18 protein-coding genes are annotated in these 18773 nt (G+C 63.5%); all 18 read left to right on the top strand.

Translation table 11 applies throughout. The features are described 5' to 3' along the window. Nucleotides 1-4: 4 nt before the first annotated feature. The 18 genes from nusA to KOL99_RS18010 all read left to right on the top strand — a co-directional run bounded on the left by nusA (nt 5) and on the right by KOL99_RS18010 (nt 18727). Complete coding sequence (gene nusA / locus KOL99_RS18095; protein ID WP_216511874.1) at nt 5-1159, top strand: transcription termination factor NusA; 1155 nt, start codon at nt 5-7, stop codon at nt 1157-1159. 1 nt (nt 1160) lies between these two features. Then, on the top strand, nt 1161-1754 hold the full coding sequence (locus KOL99_RS18090; RefSeq protein ID WP_216511873.1) for a DUF448 domain-containing protein: 594 nt from the start codon (nt 1161-1163) through the stop codon (nt 1752-1754). Beyond that, nucleotides 1755-4643 (top strand): translation initiation factor IF-2, encoded by a 2889-nt coding sequence (gene infB, locus KOL99_RS18085; protein WP_216511872.1) that lies wholly within the window; start codon nt 1755-1757, stop codon nt 4641-4643. 96 nt (nt 4644-4739) lie between these two features. Then, nucleotides 4740-5099, top strand: a complete 360-nt coding sequence (locus KOL99_RS18080) for a ribosome-binding factor A (RefSeq protein WP_216511871.1) — start codon at nt 4740-4742, stop codon at nt 5097-5099. Next, nucleotides 5080-6048 (top strand): DHH family phosphoesterase, encoded by a 969-nt coding sequence (locus KOL99_RS18075; RefSeq protein ID WP_216511870.1) that lies wholly within the window; start codon nt 5080-5082, stop codon nt 6046-6048. The genes KOL99_RS18080 and KOL99_RS18075 overlap by 20 nt, the downstream gene beginning before the upstream one ends. A gap of 2 nt (nt 6049-6050) precedes the next feature. Next, nucleotides 6051-6935 (top strand): tRNA pseudouridine(55) synthase TruB, encoded by an 885-nt coding sequence (gene truB, locus KOL99_RS18070; RefSeq protein ID WP_216511928.1) that lies wholly within the window; start codon nt 6051-6053, stop codon nt 6933-6935. Nucleotides 6936-7063: 128 nt separating this feature from the next. After that, complete coding sequence (gene rpsO, locus KOL99_RS18065; RefSeq protein ID WP_129127510.1) at nt 7064-7330, top strand: 30S ribosomal protein S15; 267 nt, start codon at nt 7064-7066, stop codon at nt 7328-7330. A 185-nt stretch (nt 7331-7515) separates the two neighbouring features. Then, entirely contained in the window at nt 7516-9606 is a 2091-nt protein-coding gene (gene pnp / locus KOL99_RS18060; protein ID WP_216511869.1) for a polyribonucleotide nucleotidyltransferase, read from the top strand. Between the two features lie 53 nt (nt 9607-9659). Then, nucleotides 9660-10916, top strand: coding sequence for a M16 family metallopeptidase (locus KOL99_RS18055; protein ID WP_216511868.1), 1257 nt, complete (start codon nt 9660-9662; stop codon nt 10914-10916). Continuing rightward, entirely contained in the window at nt 10916-11356 is a 441-nt protein-coding gene (dut, locus tag KOL99_RS18050; RefSeq protein WP_216511867.1) for a dUTP diphosphatase, read from the top strand. The genes KOL99_RS18055 and dut overlap by 1 nt, the downstream gene beginning before the upstream one ends. Nucleotides 11357-11549: 193 nt before the next feature. Next, complete coding sequence (locus KOL99_RS18045; RefSeq protein ID WP_216511866.1) at nt 11550-12653, top strand: aminopeptidase; 1104 nt, start codon at nt 11550-11552, stop codon at nt 12651-12653. A gap of 2 nt (nt 12654-12655) precedes the next feature. Then, the gene (locus KOL99_RS18040) at nt 12656-13264 is read left to right on the top strand and encodes an L-threonylcarbamoyladenylate synthase (RefSeq protein WP_216511865.1); all 609 of its coding nucleotides are present in this window, start codon (nt 12656-12658) and stop codon (nt 13262-13264) included. A gap of 27 nt (nt 13265-13291) precedes the next feature. Next, complete coding sequence (locus KOL99_RS18035; RefSeq protein ID WP_216511864.1) at nt 13292-13645, top strand: hypothetical protein; 354 nt, start codon at nt 13292-13294, stop codon at nt 13643-13645. 108 nt (nt 13646-13753) lie between these two features. Next, complete coding sequence (queD, locus tag KOL99_RS18030) at nt 13754-14122, top strand: 6-carboxytetrahydropterin synthase QueD (RefSeq protein WP_216511863.1); 369 nt, start codon at nt 13754-13756, stop codon at nt 14120-14122. Beyond that, complete coding sequence (locus KOL99_RS18025; RefSeq protein ID WP_216511862.1) at nt 14115-14867, top strand: 7-carboxy-7-deazaguanine synthase QueE; 753 nt, start codon at nt 14115-14117, stop codon at nt 14865-14867. Before queD ends, KOL99_RS18025 begins: the two co-directional genes overlap by 8 nt. Nucleotides 14868-15076: 209 nt before the next feature. Further along, on the top strand, nt 15077-15991 hold the full coding sequence (locus KOL99_RS18020; protein WP_216511927.1) for an AAA family ATPase: 915 nt from the start codon (nt 15077-15079) through the stop codon (nt 15989-15991). Between the two features lie 101 nt (nt 15992-16092). Further along, nucleotides 16093-16854: a DUF58 domain-containing protein gene (locus KOL99_RS18015; RefSeq protein WP_236026402.1), complete on the top strand. Its 762-nt coding sequence runs from the start codon at nt 16093-16095 to the stop codon at nt 16852-16854. Then, nucleotides 16841-18727 (top strand): transglutaminase family protein, encoded by a 1887-nt coding sequence (locus KOL99_RS18010; RefSeq protein ID WP_216511861.1) that lies wholly within the window; start codon nt 16841-16843, stop codon nt 18725-18727. The genes KOL99_RS18015 and KOL99_RS18010 overlap by 14 nt, the downstream gene beginning before the upstream one ends. Nucleotides 18728-18773: the final 46 nt, after the last annotated feature.

The following is an 18773-nucleotide window of genomic DNA, read 5'->3' as shown; positions in this document are numbered from 1 at the left end:
TGACGTGGAAACGAGCTTTAACCTCAAACACACGATCGACCAGATCGTAAAAGAGAAGGGCATCGATAAGAGTATTGTGGTAGAGGCGCTGGAACAGGCAGTTCTTACCGCCGCCAACAAGAAATTTCGCAATACCCGCGATCTCGAGGCGCACTATAATCCCGAGATCGGTGAGGTTGAGCTGTTCGAGTTCGTTACCGTCGTAGACGAGGTGCAGGATTCCTACCGCGAGATCGAGTTGGACGAGGCGCGCGAGGAAGACCCTGAGGTCGAGATCGGCGACTCCATCGGCATGAAGATGGACGCTTCCGGCTTCTCCAGGATCGCCGCGCAGACCGCCAAGCAGGTGATCATCCAGCGCGTGCGCGAGGCGGAGCGCGAGACCATCTTCAACGAGTTCCAGGAGCGCCAGGGCGAGATCGTCAACGGCGTGGTGCGCCGTTTCGAGAAGGGCGACCTGATCGTCGACCTGGGGCGCGCCGAGGCGCTCTTGCCGCACAAGGAGCAGGCCCCGCGCGAGGTGTACCGCCAGGGCGACCGCGTCAAGGCCCTCATTACCGAAATCCGCATGACCACTAAGGGTCCCCAGATCATGCTCTCCCGCACCCATCCCACCATGCTGGCCAAGCTGTTCGAGGCCGAGGTGCCGGAGATCGCGGAAGGGATCGTCGAGATCAAGAGCGTCGTGCGCGAGCCGGGCGGGCGCGCGAAGATCGCCGTCTACTCGCATGACGGCGACGTCGACCCGGTCGGCGCCTGCGTCGGCATGCGCGGTTCCCGCGTCCAGAACGTGGTCTCCGAGCTGCGCGGCGAGAAGATCGACATCATCCCCTGGAGCGAGGACATCGCACGCTTCGCCTGCAACGCCCTGGCCCCGGCCGTGGTGACCAAGGTGTACGTCGACGAGGAAGATTACGCCATGGAAGTGATCGTGGCGGACGACCAGCTCTCGCTGGCCATCGGCAAGCGCGGCCAGAACGTGCGCCTGGCGGCCAAGCTGACCGGCTGGAAGATCGACATCAAGAGCGAGACCCGCATGGCGGAGGCCGAGCTGCAGCAGTTCGCCTCCTATGACGGCACCGAGGTCGAGGAGGCCGAAGAGCCGGCCGAGGCCACCGAGCCGGCAGCGGTAGAGGTAGAGGCGACCGAAGAGGATTAAGATGCCGAAGGCCACACCACAGAGAAGCTGTCTTGCCTGCCGTGAGACCAGGGACAAGGGCGAGCTGCTTCGCTTCGTGCTGGCACCGGACCGCACCCTGGTCCCCGACCTGCAGAGCAAGCTCCCGGGACGCGGGGCGTACACCTGCCTGAAGGCCTCCTGCCTCAGACAGGCGGCCCAGAAAAAGCAGTTCTCCCGCGGCTTCAAGGGGGAGGTGCTGGGCGCCGACCCAGAGGGGCTGGTCCAGCAGGTGCTGCACAAGCTCGAGGAGCGCATCGCCTCCTACGTCAGCCTGGCCAACAAGGCGGGCAAGGTGGTGTCGGGCTCGGACCAGGTCCAGGAAAAGTTGAAAAAAGGGGGCGCCGGCCTTTTGTTCGTCGCCACCGACATCTCGCCGGACATCGGCGAAAAGTTCAGGGGGCTGGCGCAGCTCAAGCAGGTCCCCTGCATCTCCCTGTTCACCAAGGAGCGCCTTGGGGAACTGTTGGGAAAGGAACTCAGAAGCGTCCTGATTGTTATGGAAAGCGGCTTCGTGGGATCGATTGGATTGGAAATGGAAAAGTACAGGAACTTCTTTGAGGAGGAGCGTGAGTAGATGAGCAAAACCCGCGTATATGAGCTGGCGCAGCAGATGGGGATCGACAATAAGGAGCTTATGGCAAGGTTGGCCGAGGCAGGCGTGCAGGTCAAGAACCATATGGCTGTCCTTGAGGATTCGGATATCAAGGCGGTATCCGCCCCTGCGCAGACCCCCCACAAAGAAGTGTCCCAGGAAGAAGTAAGGGTGAAACCGACCCTGATCCGCCGTCGCGCCAAGGCGGTCGAGCCGGAAGCGCCGGCAGCCGAGGCTGCACCGGCCGAGCCGGAGCAGGTCGAGGCGCCGCAGCCCGCGCCGGTCGAGAAGGCCCCGGTGGAGGAGGCTCCTAAGCGTCCGGAGCCGGTCCGCGCCAGGATCATCGAGGCGGCTCCCGCTCCCAAGCCGGTGGCGAAGCCCGAGGCACAGGCTCCCCAGGCCCCGCCCGTGAAGGAAGAAACGCCCGCGGTAGCGGAGAAGCCCGCCCCGGCGGCGCCGGTTGCGGCCGAGAAACCCGCCGTCGAGGCCCCGAAGGCAGAAGCCGCTCCCGCAGCGCCGGCCCCCGCGCCGGAGGCAGCCAAGCCGGTCGAACAGCCTGCCGCCGAAGCAGCTCCGGTGAAGGCTCCGGAGGCCGCAGCCGCGAAGGTCGAGCCCGAGCTTGACAAGCCGACCGCGACCCGCGCCAGGATCCTCGGCCGCGTCGAGATTCCCATCCCGACCCAGCGTCCGACCGAGCGCCGCGAATACCAGCGTCCCGCACAGGGTGAGCGTCCGGCAGCGCGTCCGGGTATGCCGCGTGGCGTCGAGCGTCCGGGCACCGAGCGTCCCGCACCCCGCCCGGGTGCAGGCCGTCCCGGCGAGCGCCCCACCGGTCCGCGCCCGGACCGTCCGGCACCGCTGACCCCGATCGAGCCGCCGCCGCTTCTGGATGACCGCAGTCGCAAAGGGCGCAAGCCCGCCCCCGGCGGCGCCACCGACTTCGGCAAGAACGGCAAGAAGGGTGGAGCCCCCGCAGGCAAGGGTAAGAAGGACACCTTCAAGGACATGCTCGACAAGCGCGAGCGGATCTTCGAGCCCGGTCCCCGCAAGGGTAAGAAGGGCAAGTACGTCGAGAAGGTCCAGATCGGCAAGAAGACCGAGATCACGGTGCCCAAGGCCATCAAGAGGATCATCAAGATCAGCGAGTCCATCACCGTGGGCGAATTGGCCAAGCGCATGGGTATCAAGGCAACCGACCTGATCCGCGCCCTCATGAAGCTCGGGGTCATGGCGACCATCAACCACCCGCTCGACTTCGACACCGCGACCCTGTTGGCCACCGATTTCGGCTACGAGATCGAGAACGTGGCGCTGGACGTGGACGAACTGCTCGAGGCCGAGCCGGATGCGCCCGAGGCGATGCAGAAGCGCCCGCCGGTCGTCACCATCATGGGTCACGTCGACCACGGCAAGACCTCGCTCTTGGACGCCATCCGCCAGGCCAACGTCATCGCCGGCGAGGCGGGGGGGATCACCCAGCACATCGGCGCCTATGACGTGGAGTTGAAGGGGCAGAAGATCACCTTCCTCGACACCCCGGGTCACGAGGCCTTTACCGCGATGCGCGCCAGGGGTGCCAAGGTCACCGACATCGTCATCCTGGTGGTCGCGGCCGACGACGGCGTCATGCCGCAGACCCGCGAGGCGGTGAACCACTCCAAGGCGGCGGGCGTACCGATCATCGTCGCCATCAACAAGATCGACAAGCCCGAGGCGAACCCGAGCAAGGTGAAACAGGAGCTGATGGAATTCGGCCTGGTTTCCGAGGAGTGGGGCGGCGAGACCATCTTCGTCGAGGTCTCCGCGAAGAAGCACATCAACCTCGAATCGCTGCTGGAAATGGTCCTTCTGCAGGCCGACGTCCTGGAGCTGAAGGCCAACCCGGACAAGACCGCCCGCGGTACCGTGGTCGAGGCCAAGCTGGACAAGGGGCGCGGCCCGGTGGCCACGGTCCTGGTCCAGGAAGGTACCCTGAGGGCGGGCGACTACTTCGTCGCCGGCATCCACTTCGGCCGCGTGCGCGCCATGCAGAACGATCGCGGCGAGAAGGTCATCGCGGCCGGGCCGGCCATGCCGGTCGAGGTCATCGGCTTCAACGGGGTCCCCGACGCGGGTGACATCTTCGTGGCCATGACCGACGAAAAGCAGGCCAAAGAGATCGCCAACCACCGCCAGATGAAGCTGCGCGAGTCCGAACTGGCCAAGCACAGCAAGCTCTCCCTGGAGCAGCTCTACGAGAAGATCCAGAAGGGCGAGGTCAAGGACCTCAACACCATCGTCAAGGGCGACGTGCAGGGTTCCGTCGAGGCCGTGGCCGAGTCCCTCAGGAAGCTCACCACCGACGCCATCCGTCTCAACGTGCTGCACGCCTCCGTCGGCGCCATCACCGAGACCGACGTCAACCTGGCCAGCGCCTCCAACGCCATCATCCTGGGCTTCAACGTCCGTCCCGAAGTCAAGGCGGCGGCGCTCGCCGAAAAGGAAGGGGTCGACGTCAGGCTGTACAACATCATCTACGACGCGGTGGACGACATCAAGAAGGCGATGGAAGGCCTTCTGGAGCCGACCTTCAAGGAGAAGTACCTGGGCCGCGCCGAGATCAGGGAAGTGTTCTCGGTGCCCAAGGCGGGCATGGTCGCCGGTTCCTACGTCACCGACGGCAAGATCATCAGGAACGCACAGGTCCGCCTTTTGCGCGACAACGTGGTGGTCTTCGAAGGGAAGCTCGGCAGCCTGCGCCGCTTCAAGGACGACGTCAAGGAAGTGGCCACCGGCTACGAGTGCGGCATGTCGCTTGAGAACTACAACGACATCAAGATCGGCGACATCTTCGAGTGCTTCGAGATGGAGAAGGTTGCCGGCAAGCTGTAACAGTGAAGCACACGGGGAGAGCGGCGTCCCGCGTCCGGCATCCCGGCGGCGGAGGCCGCTCTCCCCTTATCGTTTTATGACAAGAGAGAAACAATCATGGTAAAGCGTTCCGACAAGGTTGCCGAAGAGATCCACAAGATCATCTCGGAACTCCTGATAAAGGGTCTCAAGGACCCCCGCATAGGCTTCCTCACCATTACCGGAGTGAAGATCACACCCGACCTGAGACACGCCACCGTCTACTTCACGGTGCATGGTGACGATGCCGCCAAGAAGAACAGCGAGGCGGGCCTCAACTCCGCCAAGGGCTACATCCGCAAAGAAATCGGCCAGGCCCTCAAGTTGCGTTTCACCCCCGAGGTGATCTTCAAGTACGACACCTCGTTAGATTACGGCCAGCATATCGAATCGATTCTGAAGGAGATTGGGGCTACGGATGACGGCGACGACAGCTGAGATTAAGCGGATAGTGGCGGAGATCGAGCAGGCGCGGAGCTTCCTGATCACCAGCCACGAGAGCCCCGACCCCGACGCGGTCGGTTCCTCCCTGGCTTTGGCCAACTACCTGACCGCGCGCGGCAAGGACGTCACCGTCTACCTCTCCGATCCGGTGCCCGACAACTGCTCCTTTCTCCCGATGGCGGAGCAGGTCTACGGCGAGATGCCGGAGCGCGACTTCGACGTCTGCTTCGTGCTCGACGTGGGGGAGTTCCGCCGTGCCGGCAAGGCGGTCACCGAGAACAAGAGGATCGGCCGCTTCATCAACGTCGACCATCATCTTGGGTGCGAGAACTTCGGCGTCTGCAACCTGATCGACCCCAAGGCGAGCGCGACCGCCGCCCTCATCTACCGGATCATCAGGGCGGCCGGCGACGAGGTCGACTACCCGACCGCGCTCTGCATCTACACCGCGATCCTTTCCGACACCGGGAGCTTCCACTACTCCAACTCCGACCCCGAGTCCTTCGCCATCGCCGGCGAGATGATCGGCAAGGGGGTGAACGCCTGGACCGTGAACGAGAACCTCTACGAGAGCGAGCCGCTGCAGAGGATCGCGCTCCTCGCGCTGGCGCTCTCCGACCTGACCGTCTCCCCCTCGGGCGAGTACGCCTCGGTCACCGTGACCCTGGACATGTACCAGAAGACCGGCGCCACCGCCCAGGACACCGACCGCTTCATCAACTACCCCCGATCCATCAAGGGGGTGCAGGTGGCGCTCTTCTTCCGCCAGGTCGATGAGGGGCTCTTCAAGGTCGGTTTCAGGTCCAAGGGTAAGGTCGACGTCTCGGCCGTCTCCGCCTCCTTCGGCGGCGGCGGGCACCACAACGCCGCCGGCTGCATGGTGCGCGGCACGCTCGCCGAGGTCAAGGCGCAGGTCTTCGACCGGCTGGAGCAGATGCGCTGATGCTGAACGGCTTTTTCGTGATCGACAAGCCGGCCGGTGTCACCTCGCATGACATCGTGTCCAAGGTCCGTCGCGCCATCAATCAGAAGAAGGTCGGCCATACCGGGACTCTCGATCCCTTCGCCACGGGCGTCCTGCCGGTAGCGGTGGGGGAGGGGACCAAGGCGATCCAGTTCCTGGACGAGTCGGAGAAGGAGTACCGGGCCGTCTTGCGGCTGGGCGTTGCCACCGACACCCAGGACCTGACCGGCGCGGTGATCTCGGAGCGGGAGTGGTCGCACATCACCCCGGCCGACCTGGAGCAGCTGGTGCCGCAGTTCCTCGGGCTCCAGAAGCAGCTTCCCCCCATGTTCTCCGCCATCAAGCAGGGCGGGGTGCCGCTCTACAAGCTGGCCCGCAAGGGGATCGAGGTGGAGCGCGAGGCGCGCGAGGTGGAAATCCACGCGCTGACCTTCGAATGGATCCGGCTCCCCGAGGCCTGTTTCACGGTGCGCTGCTCGCGCGGCACCTACGTCAGGACCCTTGCCTGCGATATCGGCGAGGCGCTCGGCTGCGGGGCGCACCTTTTGGAACTGCGGCGCACCAGGAGCGGGCTCTTCCGCGAGGCTGACGCCATCAGCATCGAGACGCTCGCCGGGGCCGCCGACCAGCAGGAGCTGCTCATGCCGCTGGACCGGGCACTCGGCCATCTCAAGGCGCTTTCCCTCACCGAGGCGGGAGGGAAGAAGGTGTTGAACGGCGTGGTGCCGCAGTCTCATGATTTCGTGGATCCTCCCGGCGCATTTTCCCAGGGGGAACAGGTGCGACTCTATCTGGGAGAACGGTTCGCGGCAGTAGCGGAGTACGACAAGCTCAAAGGGCTTCGGCTGGCACGCGTATTCAATTAGTATTCCTTCTTTACACGTACTTGCTTTTGTGATAAGAGTTAAAGGTCTTGATCTAAACCGTGGAGTGAGTCTCTGCGGGCAGGCATAAATAAGCAAAATAACTAGGAAGCGGAAGGGGGTGTAACCACATGCTGCAAACGGAAAAGAAGCAGGAAATCATCACAGCTCATAAGCTGCACGATTCCGACACGGGTTCGCCGGAAGTGCAGATTGCAATTCTTTCGGAGCGTATCACTTATCTGACTGAGCACTTCAAGACTCACAAGAAGGATCATCACAGCCGTCGCGGTCTGCTGAAGATCGTCGGTCAGAGAAGGGGTCTGCTTGACTACCTGAAGAAGAAAGACGTCGAAAGGTACAAAGCGATCATCGCTAAACTCGGCATCAGAAGGTAAGAAAAGGCAGTATACCTCCCCGGGTATATTGCCTTTCCTCTTTTTCATCATGTAAGGGCCTCGTGCCCTTTTTCTTGTTGGGGGCGTGGATAAAACTGCCCTGCGGCGTACAGTTACGCCCGCATGGCGCTTTTCTCGGCGGCCCCAACACCAACCGGAACAAAAGCCAAATGGAGGCCGTAACAATGGTACACACTGTACAAGCAGAGTGCTGTGGCAAAACTATCACTATCGAAACAGGCAAGATCGCCAAGCAGGCAAGCGGCGCGGTCATGATCAAAAGCGGCGACACCATGGTGCTCGTCACCGCCGTCGCCATGAAATCGGCCAAGGAAGGGCAGGGCTTCTTCCCGCTTACCGTCAACTACCAGGAGAAAGCCTACGCAGGCGGCCGCATCCCCGGCTCCTTCTTCAAGCGCGAAGGTCGTCCCTCCGACAACGAAACCCTCACCTCCCGTCTCATCGACCGCCCGATCCGTCCGCTGTTCCCGGAAGGGTTCCTGAACGACACCCAGGTCATGGCCACCGTGGTCTCCGCTGACAAGGACCACGATCCGGGCATCCTCGCCATGATCGGCGCTTCCGCAGCCCTCATGGTTTCCGACGTTCCCTTCGCCGGCCCGATCGCGGGTGTGAAGGTTGGCCGCGTTGACGGCCAGTTCATCGCCAACCCGACCGCCGAGCAGGAAGAGAAGAGCGACATGGAGATCGTGATCGCCGCTTCCAAGGACGCCATCCTGATGGTTGAAGGGAGCGCCTCCGAGGTCTCCGAGAATGACCTCCTCGAAGCGATCTTCTTCGGCAAGGAAGCCGTACAGGGGATCCTGGCGGCCCAGGAAGAACTGGTCGCCAAGGTGCAGCCGGTCAAGCGCGACATCCCGGCCCCGGTGGCCAACGAGGCGCTCAGGGCCCGCGTCGACGCGCTCGCCAAGGAAGAGATGAAAGCGGCGGTACGCATCAAGGCGAAGGGCGAGCGTCACGACGCCATCGACGCCATCACCGAGAAGACCGTGGCGGCGCTGGCCGAGGAGTTCGAAGGTTCCGAGAAAGAGGTCAAGGCGTTCATCGAAGACCTCGAGTACAACCTGGTGCGCGAGCACATCATCAAGGACGGCTCCAGGATCGACGGCCGCGACACCAAGACCATCCGTAACATCTCCACCGAAGTCGGCTTCCTGCCGCGCGCCCACGGCTCCGCCCTGTTCACCCGCGGCGAAACCCAGTCCATCGTGGCCGCCACCCTGGGCACCTCGGTCGACGAGCAGCGCATCGACTCGCTCTACGGTGATTCCAGGAAGAAGTTCCTCCTGCACTACAACTTCCCGCCGTACTCCGTCGGCGAGACCAGCTTCCGCCTCGCCCCGGGGCGCCGCGAAATCGGCCACGGCATGCTCGCCGAGCGCGCGCTGCAGCAGGTGCTGCCGAAGCACGACGACTTCCCCTACACCATCCGCATCGTCTCCGACATCACCGAGAGTAACGGTTCCTCCTCGATGGCCACCGTTTGCGGCGGCTCCATGTCCATGATGGACGCCGGCATCCCGATCAAGGCTCCGGTCGCAGGTATCGCCATGGGCCTCATCAAGGAAGGCGACGAGTACGCCATCCTCTCCGACATCCTCGGCGACGAAGACCACCTGGGCGACATGGACTTCAAGGTTGCCGGTACCGCCGAAGGCGTCACCGCGCTCCAGATGGATATCAAGATCGGCGGCGTGACCCGCGAGATCATGGCTGCCGCCCTGGCGCAGGCCAAGGCGGGCCGCGTCCACATCCTGGGCGAGATGGCAAAAACCCTCGCCACCCCGCGCGGCGACCTCTCCTCCTTCGCACCGCGCATCACCACCATCTGGGTCAAGGTCGACAAGATCCGCGACGTCATCGGTTCCGGCGGCAAGAACATCAGGAGCGTCACCGAGGCAACCGGCGTCGCCATCGACATCGAGGACACCGGCAAGATCAACATCGCTTCCAACAACAAGGAAGCCTGCGACCTCGCCATCAAGATGATCCGCAACCTCACCGCCGAGGCCGAGGAAGGCAAGCTCTACATGGGCACCGTCAAGAAGATCATGGAATTCGGCGCGTTCGTCGAGATCTTCCCGGGCACCGACGGCTTGGTGCACGTTTCCGAGCTCGACACCGAGCGCGTGAAGAACGTGAGCGACATCCTCAAGGAAGGGGACAAGGTCCTGGTGAAGTGCATCGGCATCGACAAGCAGGGCAAGATCAAGCTGTCCCGCAAAGAGGCCCTGGGCCAGACCTTCACCGAATAATTTCTCTCATGTGAAAACTGGCAATTCATGGGTTTCCCGGTATAGTTCTAGCCATGATTAAAAAGACCACCCTAAATAACGGTATCCGCGTCATCACCGAGCGGATACCGTATGCCAGCTCGGTTTCCATCGGAATTTGGGTCGCCAACGGCTCCCGCCATGAACGGCGGGAGTCGAACGGCGTCGCCCATTTCATCGAACACCTCCTCTTTAAAGGCACGCAGCGCCGCTCTTCATTGGATATCGCCCGCGAAATCGATTCCGTGGGCGGCGTTCTGAACGCCTTCACCAGCCGCGAGTACGTCTGCTACTACGCCAAGGTGCTGGACAAGTTCCTCCCCCGGGCGGTCGACCTTCTGACCGACATCTTCCTCCATTCCACCTTCGACAGCGAAGAGATCGAAAAGGAACGCCGCGTGGTGCTCCAGGAGATCAACATGATGGAGGACACCCCGGACGACCTGATCCACGACCTGTTCCACCAGCACTTCTGGAAGGGGCACCCGCTGGGGATGTCCATCCTCGGGGACGCCGAGAGCGTCACCGGTCTCTCCCGCGACGCCATAATCGCCTACAAGGACCAGATGTACCGCGCCGACGACATCATCGTCACCGCCGCCGGCAACGTCACTCACGAAAAACTCACCGCGCTTTTGGAGGAGTTCCTGCAGGGCGTGGCCCCGGGACACGGCAGGAGCGAATCGATCCCGCCGGTGTACGAGCGCCGCATCGAGCTGGTCGAGAAGGACCTGGAGCAGATCCACGTCTGCCTGGGGCTCAAGGGGGTGCAGCAGAGCCACCCGCAGCGCTACGACGCCTTCATCATGAACGCCATCCTGGGGGGCTCGATGAGTTCGCGCCTGTTCCAGGAGGTGCGCGAGAAGAGCGGTCTCGCCTACTCGGTCTACTCCTACATCGCATCCCATGCCGACGCCGGCTCCCTGGTGGTCTACGCGGGTGCAAGCCCCGAAAACGCCAAGGAACTCCTCGAGATCATGCTGCGCGAGATCGGGCGCTTCAAGAACGAGCCCGTCCCCGCCGACCAGCTCGAGGGGGCGCGCGAGCAGCTGAAGGGGAACCTGCTTCTGTCGCTTGAATCCAGCGACAACAGGATGTCCCGCCTCGCCAAGAACGAGATCTACTTCGGCACCCCGCTGCCGCTTTCCGAGATCATGGAAGGGTTCGACCGTGTCACCTCCGAGAGCATCCTGGAACTCGCCAACGAGATCCTGGACAACGATGCGCTGACCTTGGTCATGCTGGGCCGGATCGGCACACCTGCCTTCGCCAACTCCGACATCAACGTCTGATGAAAACGATCCCGATACGGATAAAACGCCTGCGGTCAACCCCACTTCCCTGCTACATGACCGAGCAGGCGGCCGGTGTCGACCTGCATGCCGCGCTCGAGGAGGAGTTCGTGCTGCATCCCGGCGAGCGGGCCCTGGTCCCGACCGGTATCGCCGTCGAGATACCTTCCGGTTTCGAGGCGCAGGTGCGGCCGCGGAGCGGGCTCGCCCTCAGGCACGGCATCGCGCTGGTCAACTCTCCCGGCACCATCGACGCCGACTACCGCGGCGAAATCGGGGTGATCGTGATCAACCACGGCAACGAGCCCTTCACCATCAAAGACGGCGAGCGCATCGCCCAGATGGTGTTCGCCCGCTGCGAGCGCGCCGAGTTCATCGAGGTGGACGAACTCGGCGATACCGCCCGCGGCGCCGGCGGGTTCGGGCATACCGGCAGGTAAGATGTCCACTGTAGGGTCGAATAAGTATTCGCCCCGACCGCCAAGGCGCCCTCACCCCGACCCTCTTCCGGAGGGCGAGGGGGCGTGGACGATGGGCGAATGATTATTCGCCCCTACAAATGCAACCTGCTTGTCGGCGCTCCGCCGGACAGCCGCGTCACCCATTCTTAAAACACCTTACGGGGGCACGCATATGAAAGATCCTCGCGTCAGACAATTCGCCGAAGTCCTGGTCAACTACTCGGCCCGCGTGCAGCCGGGCGACGTGGTGCTCATCTCCTGCGCCGGCCTGGAAGGGGCGCCGCTGGTCAAGGAGCTCTACGCCCTGTGCCTCGAGAAGGGGGCCAAGTACGTCGAGTACGAGTTCAGCATCCCCGACATCGGCCGCTACTTCTACAACCTCGCCAGCGCCGATCAACTCGCCTACTTCCCGCAGCACAAGCTCGATTTCATGAAGCAGGTGGACGTCTACTTCGGCCTCTCCGCCGCCGACAACTCCATGGTGATGGCCCAGGCCAACCAGAAGAGCATGATCGCCTGGTCCAAGGTGGTGCGCCCCATCATCGACCAGCGCGTCAAGGGGACCCGCTGGGTGGTGACCCGCTACCCGACCCACGGCGCCGCGCAGGAAGCGCGCATGAGCCTTGACGAGTACGAGGACTACCTCTTCGCCGCCTGCTGCATGGACTGGGAGGAGGAGTCGAAGAAACAGGACGCGCTCAAGGCCTGCGTCGACGCCGCCGACCGGGTGCGCATCAAGGCCTCCGACACGGACCTCACCTTCAGCATCAAGGGGCTCCCCGGCATCAAGTGCGACGGGCGCCTGAACATCCCCGACGGCGAGGTCTTCACCGCTCCGGTGCGGGACTCGGTGCAAGGGTACATCACCTACAACTGCCCGACCGTGTACCAGGGTAAGGAATTCAACAACATCCGCCTGGAGTTCGAGAACGGGCGCATCGTCAAGGCCACCGCGCCGGGCATGGACGCGGAGCTGAACCGCATCCTGGACACCGACGAGGGGGCGCGCTACGTGGGCGAGTTCGCCATCGGCGTGAACCCCAAGATCCGGGTGCCCATGCGCAACATCCTCTTCGACGAGAAGATCTTCGGTTCCATCCACTTCACCCCCGGTCAGGCCTACGACGAGTGCGACAACGGCAACCGCTCCGCCGTGCACTGGGACATGGTGAAGATCCTGGCCGGCGACGGCGAACTGTGGTTCGACGACATCCTGATCCAGAAGGACGGCCGCTTCGTGCACGAGCCGCTTCTGGGGCTCAATCCCGGTGACTAGCCATGCTGCTTGAAATCAATCCCGACAATCCGCAACCGCGCCTGATCGCCAAGGTGGTCGAGGTCCTTAAAAACGGCGGCGTCGTGGCCTATCCCACCGACACCACTTACGGCATCGGCTGCTCCATCTTCAGCAAGAAGGGGATCGAGCGGATCTACCAGATCAAGCAGCGTGACCGGAAGAAGCCGTTTTCCTTCATCTGCACCGACATGTCCGAGATCGCCCGCTACGCGCGGGTGTCCAACTACGCCTTCAAGCTGCTGCGCCGCCTGCTCCCGGGAGCGTACACCTTCGTCCTGGAGGCGGCCACCGTGGTCCCGGACCTCTTGCAGACCAAGCAGAAAACGGTCGGCATCCGCATTCCCGACAACAAGATCTGCCTCGCCATCGTGAAGGAGCTCGGTGCTCCCATCGTCACCACCAGCGCCAACCTCTCCGGGGAAGACCCCATCGGCAACCCCTGGGCGGTGGAGCACGAACTGGGCAAGCAACTGGACCTGGTGGTGGACGGCGGCGATCTTTCCGCCGACGTCAGCTCCGTGGTCAGCCTGATCGGCGACCGCCCCGAGATACTCAGAAAGGGTGTCGGGGACGTGAGTTGGTGCGAATAGGGCCGTTGCGGTCCGAGGTTTTCAGCCATGCGTAAATCCACCGTGCGTCGCGGCATCAGATCCATCTGCGCCGGCATCATCGCCCTGATCGTCGCCACCTTCTTCCATGGCGAGATCTCGACCCTCCTGATGCTCGGCCTCGCGGGCGAGGCGCGCCTTACCTTCCTGGGCTTCTTCCTGGCCGGGATGCTGGGGGGCTTCGGGGTGCTGGTGGCCGCCTTCGGGCTCCTGCAAAACGGGCAAGGGGAGCCGCCCGTGCGCCTTTTCCCCACCATCCTGCTGCTGTTCTCGCTGGTCGTCCTCTTCTTCGTGCTCACCTACACCTGGATCACCTCCCCCCCCGCGCCGGTCCTCGCACCGGGAGAGAGCATCAACATCTAGGCCACGCCGGTTGCGGTCGGGCCTCATCTCCCGTTTGGTTCTGCTGTTTTTTTCCTGCACATTCATGATATATTGACCGGACTCAAAATAATGAAAAGGGAGGGTGGCATGTTTCGTCTCACCATTCACACTGCGTTTGCCGCGGCCCACAATCTGATCAACTACCAGGGCGACTGCGAAAACCTGCACGGCCACAACTGGAAAGTCGAGGTCTCCATCACCACCAACGAACTGGACAAGGCGGGGCTAGGGATCGACTTCAAGATCCTCAAGCGGGAGACCAACGATCTTTTGAAGACGCTGGACCACAAGTATTTGAACGAACTGGCACCGTTTGCGGAGGTTTCCCCGTCATCGGAAAACATCGCCCGGTACCTGTACCATGAGCTGACCAAGATCTTCGGCTCGGACAAGGTCAAGGTGGAGATGGTCACGGTCTGGGAATCGGATTTCGCGGCGGCGAGCTACTATGAGTAAACTGCAGGCGCCCCTGGTCGAATGTTTCTCCTCCATCCAGGGGGAGGGGGTGCTGGTCGGGCTGCGCCAGGTGTTCCTGCGCTTCTCCGGGTGCAACCTGAGCTGCAAGTTCTGCGATACCCCCGGCATGAGCGCGGTTCCCGACGACTGCCTGCTGGAGCTGACCCCCGGCCGGCGCGACTTCTTCAAGGTGCCGAACCCTGTGCCGCTGGAGCGCGTGGCGACGCTGATCGAGAGCTGGACCGCTGCGTGGCCCGGCATCCACCATTCCATCAGCATCACCGGTGGGGAGCCGCTCCTCTTCGGCACGCTGCTCGAAGAGTGGCTGCCGGTGCTGAAGAAGCTCCTCCCCATTTACCTGGAGACCAACGGCACGCTTCCCGAGGCGCTGGCGCCGCTCATCCCGCACCTGAACAGCATCGGCATGGACATCAAGCTTCCCTCTTCCACCGGCTGCCCGGAACTGTGGGACCAGCACCATGCCTTCCTGGAACTGGCCGCCATGAAGGAGGTCTTCGTGAAGATCGTGGTGGGGCAGGAGACCGAGGACTGGGAGATCCAGCGCTCCTGCGCCATGATCGCCTCGGTGGACCCGGCCATCCCGCTCATCCTGCAGCCGGTGACCCGCGACGACGGCGGTATCGGCATCGACGCCCTGCGCACCCTCGAGCTCCAGGAACTCTGTTCCTCGCTTCGGGAGGTGCGGGTCATCCCGCAGACCCACAAGTTCATGGGGCAGCTGTAAAAGAGGGCGTCGTCTGTCCACCTCCCTCTCCCTTCGGGAGAGGGTACGATCAGCTCCTGCAAGAGAGAGGGGTATAGAGCAGACAGATGGCAGCGAAGGGCGTCCATTCCGGGCGCCCTTTCCTTTTCGTGGGACGGCCGTTATAATGAGTGGCTGTGGCTTCACCCCGGGAGGTTTTCCACGTGCAGAAACTAGCCAAGGTAGACGAGATGAACGCGGTGCTGGAGGAGCTCTCCAGCCAGCACCTGAAGGGGAAGGTGAGAGCCCTGCGCCTGAGCCTTATGTCCCTTTTGACCGGTGGTCACATCCTCCTGGAGGACATCCCCGGACTGGGCAAGACCACCATGGCCCTCGCCTTCGCCAGCGCCCTGGGGCTCTCCTTCGGCCGGGTCCAGTGCACCAGCGACCTGCTCCCCTCCGACATCACCGGCCTCTCCGTCTTCGACCGGACCGAAGGGCGCTTCAACTTCATCAAGGGGCCGATTTTCAACAACATCGTCCTCATCGACGAGATCAACCGCGCCATGCCCAAGACCCAGAGCGCGCTCCTGGAGGCCATGGAGGAGCGGCGCGTCACCGTCGAGGGGGTCACCTATCGGCTCCCCGAGCCGTTCCTGGTGCTGGCGACGCAGAACCCGGTGGAACAGGTGGGGACCTATCCCTTACCGGAGTCGCAGATGGACCGCTTCCTGATCCGCACCGGCATCGGCTATCCCCCCGAGGAGATCGAGAAGGGGATCCTGAGGCAGGGGAGCATCAGGGACGAGATCATGCACATCCCGGCGCTGGTGCGTATCGATGACCTGGTCACGGCCATCGCCTCGGTTAAGGCGGTTTATGTCGGCGAGAAGGTGACCGACTACGTCTACGCCATCATCAGGGCGACCCGGAACCACCCGCTGATCCAGGCCGGCCTCTCGACCCGCGGCGGCATCGGCCTGGTCGACGCCGCCAAGGCGGCCGCCTTCCTGCACGGCCGCGACTTCGTGGCGCCCGAGGACGTCAGGGACGTGGTCCATGCCGTCTGTCCGCACCGCCTCATCTTCCGCCCCGAGCACGAGGGGGTGGACAAGGAGCACGTATTAAACGCGATCTTAAAGGAGATCCCTCTCCCGCTCACATAAAGCTCACCAAGGGGGGCGGGCTGTACGTCGCCTTCACCCTGCTGCTGGGCGTATCCGCGGTCAATACCGGCAACAACCTCCTCTTTCTCATCGTTGCCGCCATGCTCGCTTTCATGGCCACCACCGGTGTGCTGGGGTGGCTGAACATCCGCGGGATCGCCCTCAGCGTGCATCTGCCCGACGAGGTTTATGCCGGCACCGATACCTTCCTTTCCGTGAAGCTGCACAACCGCAAGAGGTACCTGCCGTCCTTCCTGATCCGGGTCTCCGTCGCGGGGGGCACCACCTCGTTTCTCCTGGTCGACAGGAAACGGCCGCAGACGGGATCGCTCCTGGTTTCCTTTGCGGCGCGCGGTCCCCTGCAGCTTCCCGACGCCTCGATCAGTTCTCCCTTTCCCGTCAACTTCTTCATCCGGGCCGCCTCGCTGCCGGTGCACCAGGCATGCACCGTCTTCCCTGCACCGCGCCCGCTGCCGGTGCCGGCGCCGGGCGGAAAGCCCGATGCGGGTGAGGCGACTGCCGTCGCTGCCGCCGGTTACGATGGCGAGTTGGCCAAGATCTCCGATTACCGGGGGGGCGAGCCTCTCAAGTTGATCCACTGGCGCCTCTCAGCCAAGCACGAGGAGCTCAAGGTGAAGGAGTTGTCGGCGAGCGCGGCCGAACCGCTGCTGCTCGACCTGGACCTGCTCCCGGGGCGAGACCTGGAACAGCGTCTTTCCTTCTGCACGTTCCTGGTGAACCGGCTGGTCAAGGGGGGACGGCCGGTCGGTCTGAAGCTCGGGGAGCGCGTCATCGCCCCCGGCAGCACCAGGAGTCATCGGCTCATGCTGCTCACGGAACTTGCGAGTTATGGTAAGAATTGACCTCCTTTTGAGCGGGCTAACCGCCTGCATCGCATTGATCGGTTACCTGCCCCTGCAGGGCTACCTCGATCCCTTCGCCCGTTTCTTCTTCCCGGCGGCGCTCTCGCTGGCGGTCTACCTGCAGGTAAAGGGTCGGGCCCTGCCGCCCCGGGTGCTGACACCGGCCTCGATACTGCTCTTTTTCTACCTCGCCGCTCAGTTCTCCCTGAGCCAGCTGGTGCCGGTGGCCTCCGACCTGCTGGTGGTCTTTCTCGGGGTAAGGCTCCTGGGCGAGCGGGTCGGGCGCAACTACCTGCAAGCCTTCGCCCTATCCCTGTTCTGTCTGGCCGCCTCGTCGCTCTACGAGATTTCAGCCATTTTCCTGGTCTACCTCTTCTCCCTGCTGCTCCTGGTGGCCGTGGCGCTGGTGCTTTTGACCTTCCACGTCCAGGATCCCACCGCGGTCCTGCCGGGGAGAGAGGCGAAGAAGGTGTTGACGGTCGCCGCGCTGATTCCGGTCGCCTCGCTGCCGCTGCTCCTCTTTCTCTTCTTCTTCCTCCCCAGGACGCAGTACCCGATCTGGAACTTCCTGAACGCCCCGGCAGGGAAAAAGACCGGCTTGTCGGACACGGTGCAGCCCGGCAGCGCCCCCGCCGTCTCGGAAGTAAAGGGGGTGGTGCTGCGTGCCATCACCCCGAAGGTGCCGGAACAGAAACTGTACTGGCGCGCGGTGGTGCTGAACGCGTTCAAAAACGACGCCTGGGTGAGGGAACCGGTGCCAGGCGATGCGCCATCGGTAATGAGGGGCGCCGCCGTCCTCCAGGAGATCTATCCGGAGCGCTCTGCCACCCCCTATCTCCCCGCGCTCAACGTGACCCGCTCCATCTCGAGCCTGCGCAACGATTCCGCCGGCGACGGCGTGTTCGTGTCGCGGCGTCCCCTGGACAAGAAGGTGCGCTACCTGGCCGAGTCGGTACTGGCGGAGAATGTCCCGACCAAGCGCATCGATCGGGACTTTTACCTGCGGCTACCGGAACGGGTTTCGGACCGGATGCGGGCCGAAGGGCGCGCATTGTCCCGCGCCGGCCGCGACAGCGACCAGAAGATGGCGGCCCTGGAGGCGTTTTTCCGCGGCCAGCGCCTCACCTACGCCAACACCGGCCTTCCGGTGGGGGGCGATCCGCTCGACTCCTTCCTCTTCGACAAGAAGCGCGGCAACTGCGAGTACTTCGCCTCCTGTTACGCGATACTGCTGCGGCTGGCGGGGGTCCCCTCGCGCCTGGTCGGGGGGTACCGCGGTGGGACCTACAACGACGTCGGCGGGTACTACCTGGTAACCGAGGACATGGCGCATGTCTGGGTGGAGGCCTATACGGACGGGGTGGGGTGGCGGACGGTGGACCCGAGCGCCTGGGCGCTCGGGAGCGTGCGCAGCAAACCGCCCGGCACCCTTGCCATGTACCTCGACATGACGGGATTTTACTGGGACAAGGCCGTGGTCACCTATGACCTTGACAAACAGCTGTCTTTGGTGCGAAATGCCGGCAACAAGGCCCGGGACCTGCGGCTGCCACCCTGGTTCGGCACGGCGATGCTCCTGGCCCTGCCGGGGCTCGCGGCGCTGCTGCTTCTGGTTTTCTGGCGCAAGCAGCGTCCCCCCACCGTCGAGGCGCGCCTGTTGCGGCGCATGCTCCGCCTGCTCGCCAAGCGCCATCCCGGCGAGATAAAAGGGGACGAGGGGCTCTTCGAGCTCTCCGCTCGCCTAAACGACCGGCACCTGACCCGGTTCGTCACCGTGTACGGTCCCGCGCTCTATCACGACCGCCCTCTGACCCGTGCCGAGGTGGCGCAGCTCGAGGAAATCCTTCGTGCGGCAGCCCAGGATCGTCCTTGACACGGGACCGGCTTTGATTTAGTTTTAGCTCTCCGTAATTTCAGGG

The organism is Geomonas azotofigens, from assembly GCF_018919395.1.
GTDB classification, from domain to species: domain Bacteria; phylum Desulfobacterota; class Desulfuromonadia; order Geobacterales; family Geobacteraceae; genus Geomonas; species Geomonas azotofigens.
The sequence above is the reverse complement of the archived record's forward strand: the minus strand, read 5'-3'. Positions and strand labels throughout refer to the sequence as shown.

Excerpts from the sequence above, each read along its gene's own strand:
- KOL99_RS18045 (WP_216511866.1), top strand. The coding sequence starts at position 11,550 with ATGAAAGATCCTCGCGTCAGACAATTCGCCGAAGTCCTGGTCAACTAC.
- rpsO (WP_129127510.1), top strand. The coding sequence starts at position 7,064 with ATGCTGCAAACGGAAAAGAAGCAGGAAATCATCACAGCTCATAAGCTG.
- KOL99_RS18010 (WP_216511861.1), top strand. The coding sequence starts at position 16,841 with ATGGTAAGAATTGACCTCCTTTTGAGCGGGCTAACCGCCTGCATCGCA.
- pnp (WP_216511869.1), top strand. The coding sequence starts at position 7,516 with ATGGTACACACTGTACAAGCAGAGTGCTGTGGCAAAACTATCACTATC.
- dut (WP_216511867.1), top strand. The coding sequence starts at position 10,916 with ATGAAAACGATCCCGATACGGATAAAACGCCTGCGGTCAACCCCACTT.
- KOL99_RS18080 (WP_216511871.1), top strand. The coding sequence starts at position 4,740 with ATGGTAAAGCGTTCCGACAAGGTTGCCGAAGAGATCCACAAGATCATC.
- infB (WP_216511872.1), top strand. The coding sequence starts at position 1,755 with ATGAGCAAAACCCGCGTATATGAGCTGGCGCAGCAGATGGGGATCGAC.
- queD (WP_216511863.1), top strand. The coding sequence starts at position 13,754 with ATGTTTCGTCTCACCATTCACACTGCGTTTGCCGCGGCCCACAATCTG.
- KOL99_RS18035 (WP_216511864.1), top strand. The coding sequence starts at position 13,292 with ATGCGTAAATCCACCGTGCGTCGCGGCATCAGATCCATCTGCGCCGGC.
- KOL99_RS18090 (WP_216511873.1), top strand. The coding sequence starts at position 1,161 with ATGCCGAAGGCCACACCACAGAGAAGCTGTCTTGCCTGCCGTGAGACC.
- KOL99_RS18025 (WP_216511862.1), top strand. The coding sequence starts at position 14,115 with ATGAGTAAACTGCAGGCGCCCCTGGTCGAATGTTTCTCCTCCATCCAG.
- KOL99_RS18040 (WP_216511865.1), top strand. The coding sequence starts at position 12,656 with ATGCTGCTTGAAATCAATCCCGACAATCCGCAACCGCGCCTGATCGCC.
- KOL99_RS18020 (WP_216511927.1), top strand. The coding sequence starts at position 15,077 with ATGAACGCGGTGCTGGAGGAGCTCTCCAGCCAGCACCTGAAGGGGAAG.
- KOL99_RS18015 (WP_236026402.1), top strand. The coding sequence starts at position 16,093 with ATGCTCGCTTTCATGGCCACCACCGGTGTGCTGGGGTGGCTGAACATC.
- KOL99_RS18075 (WP_216511870.1), top strand. The coding sequence starts at position 5,080 with ATGACGGCGACGACAGCTGAGATTAAGCGGATAGTGGCGGAGATCGAG.
- KOL99_RS18055 (WP_216511868.1), top strand. The coding sequence starts at position 9,660 with ATGATTAAAAAGACCACCCTAAATAACGGTATCCGCGTCATCACCGAG.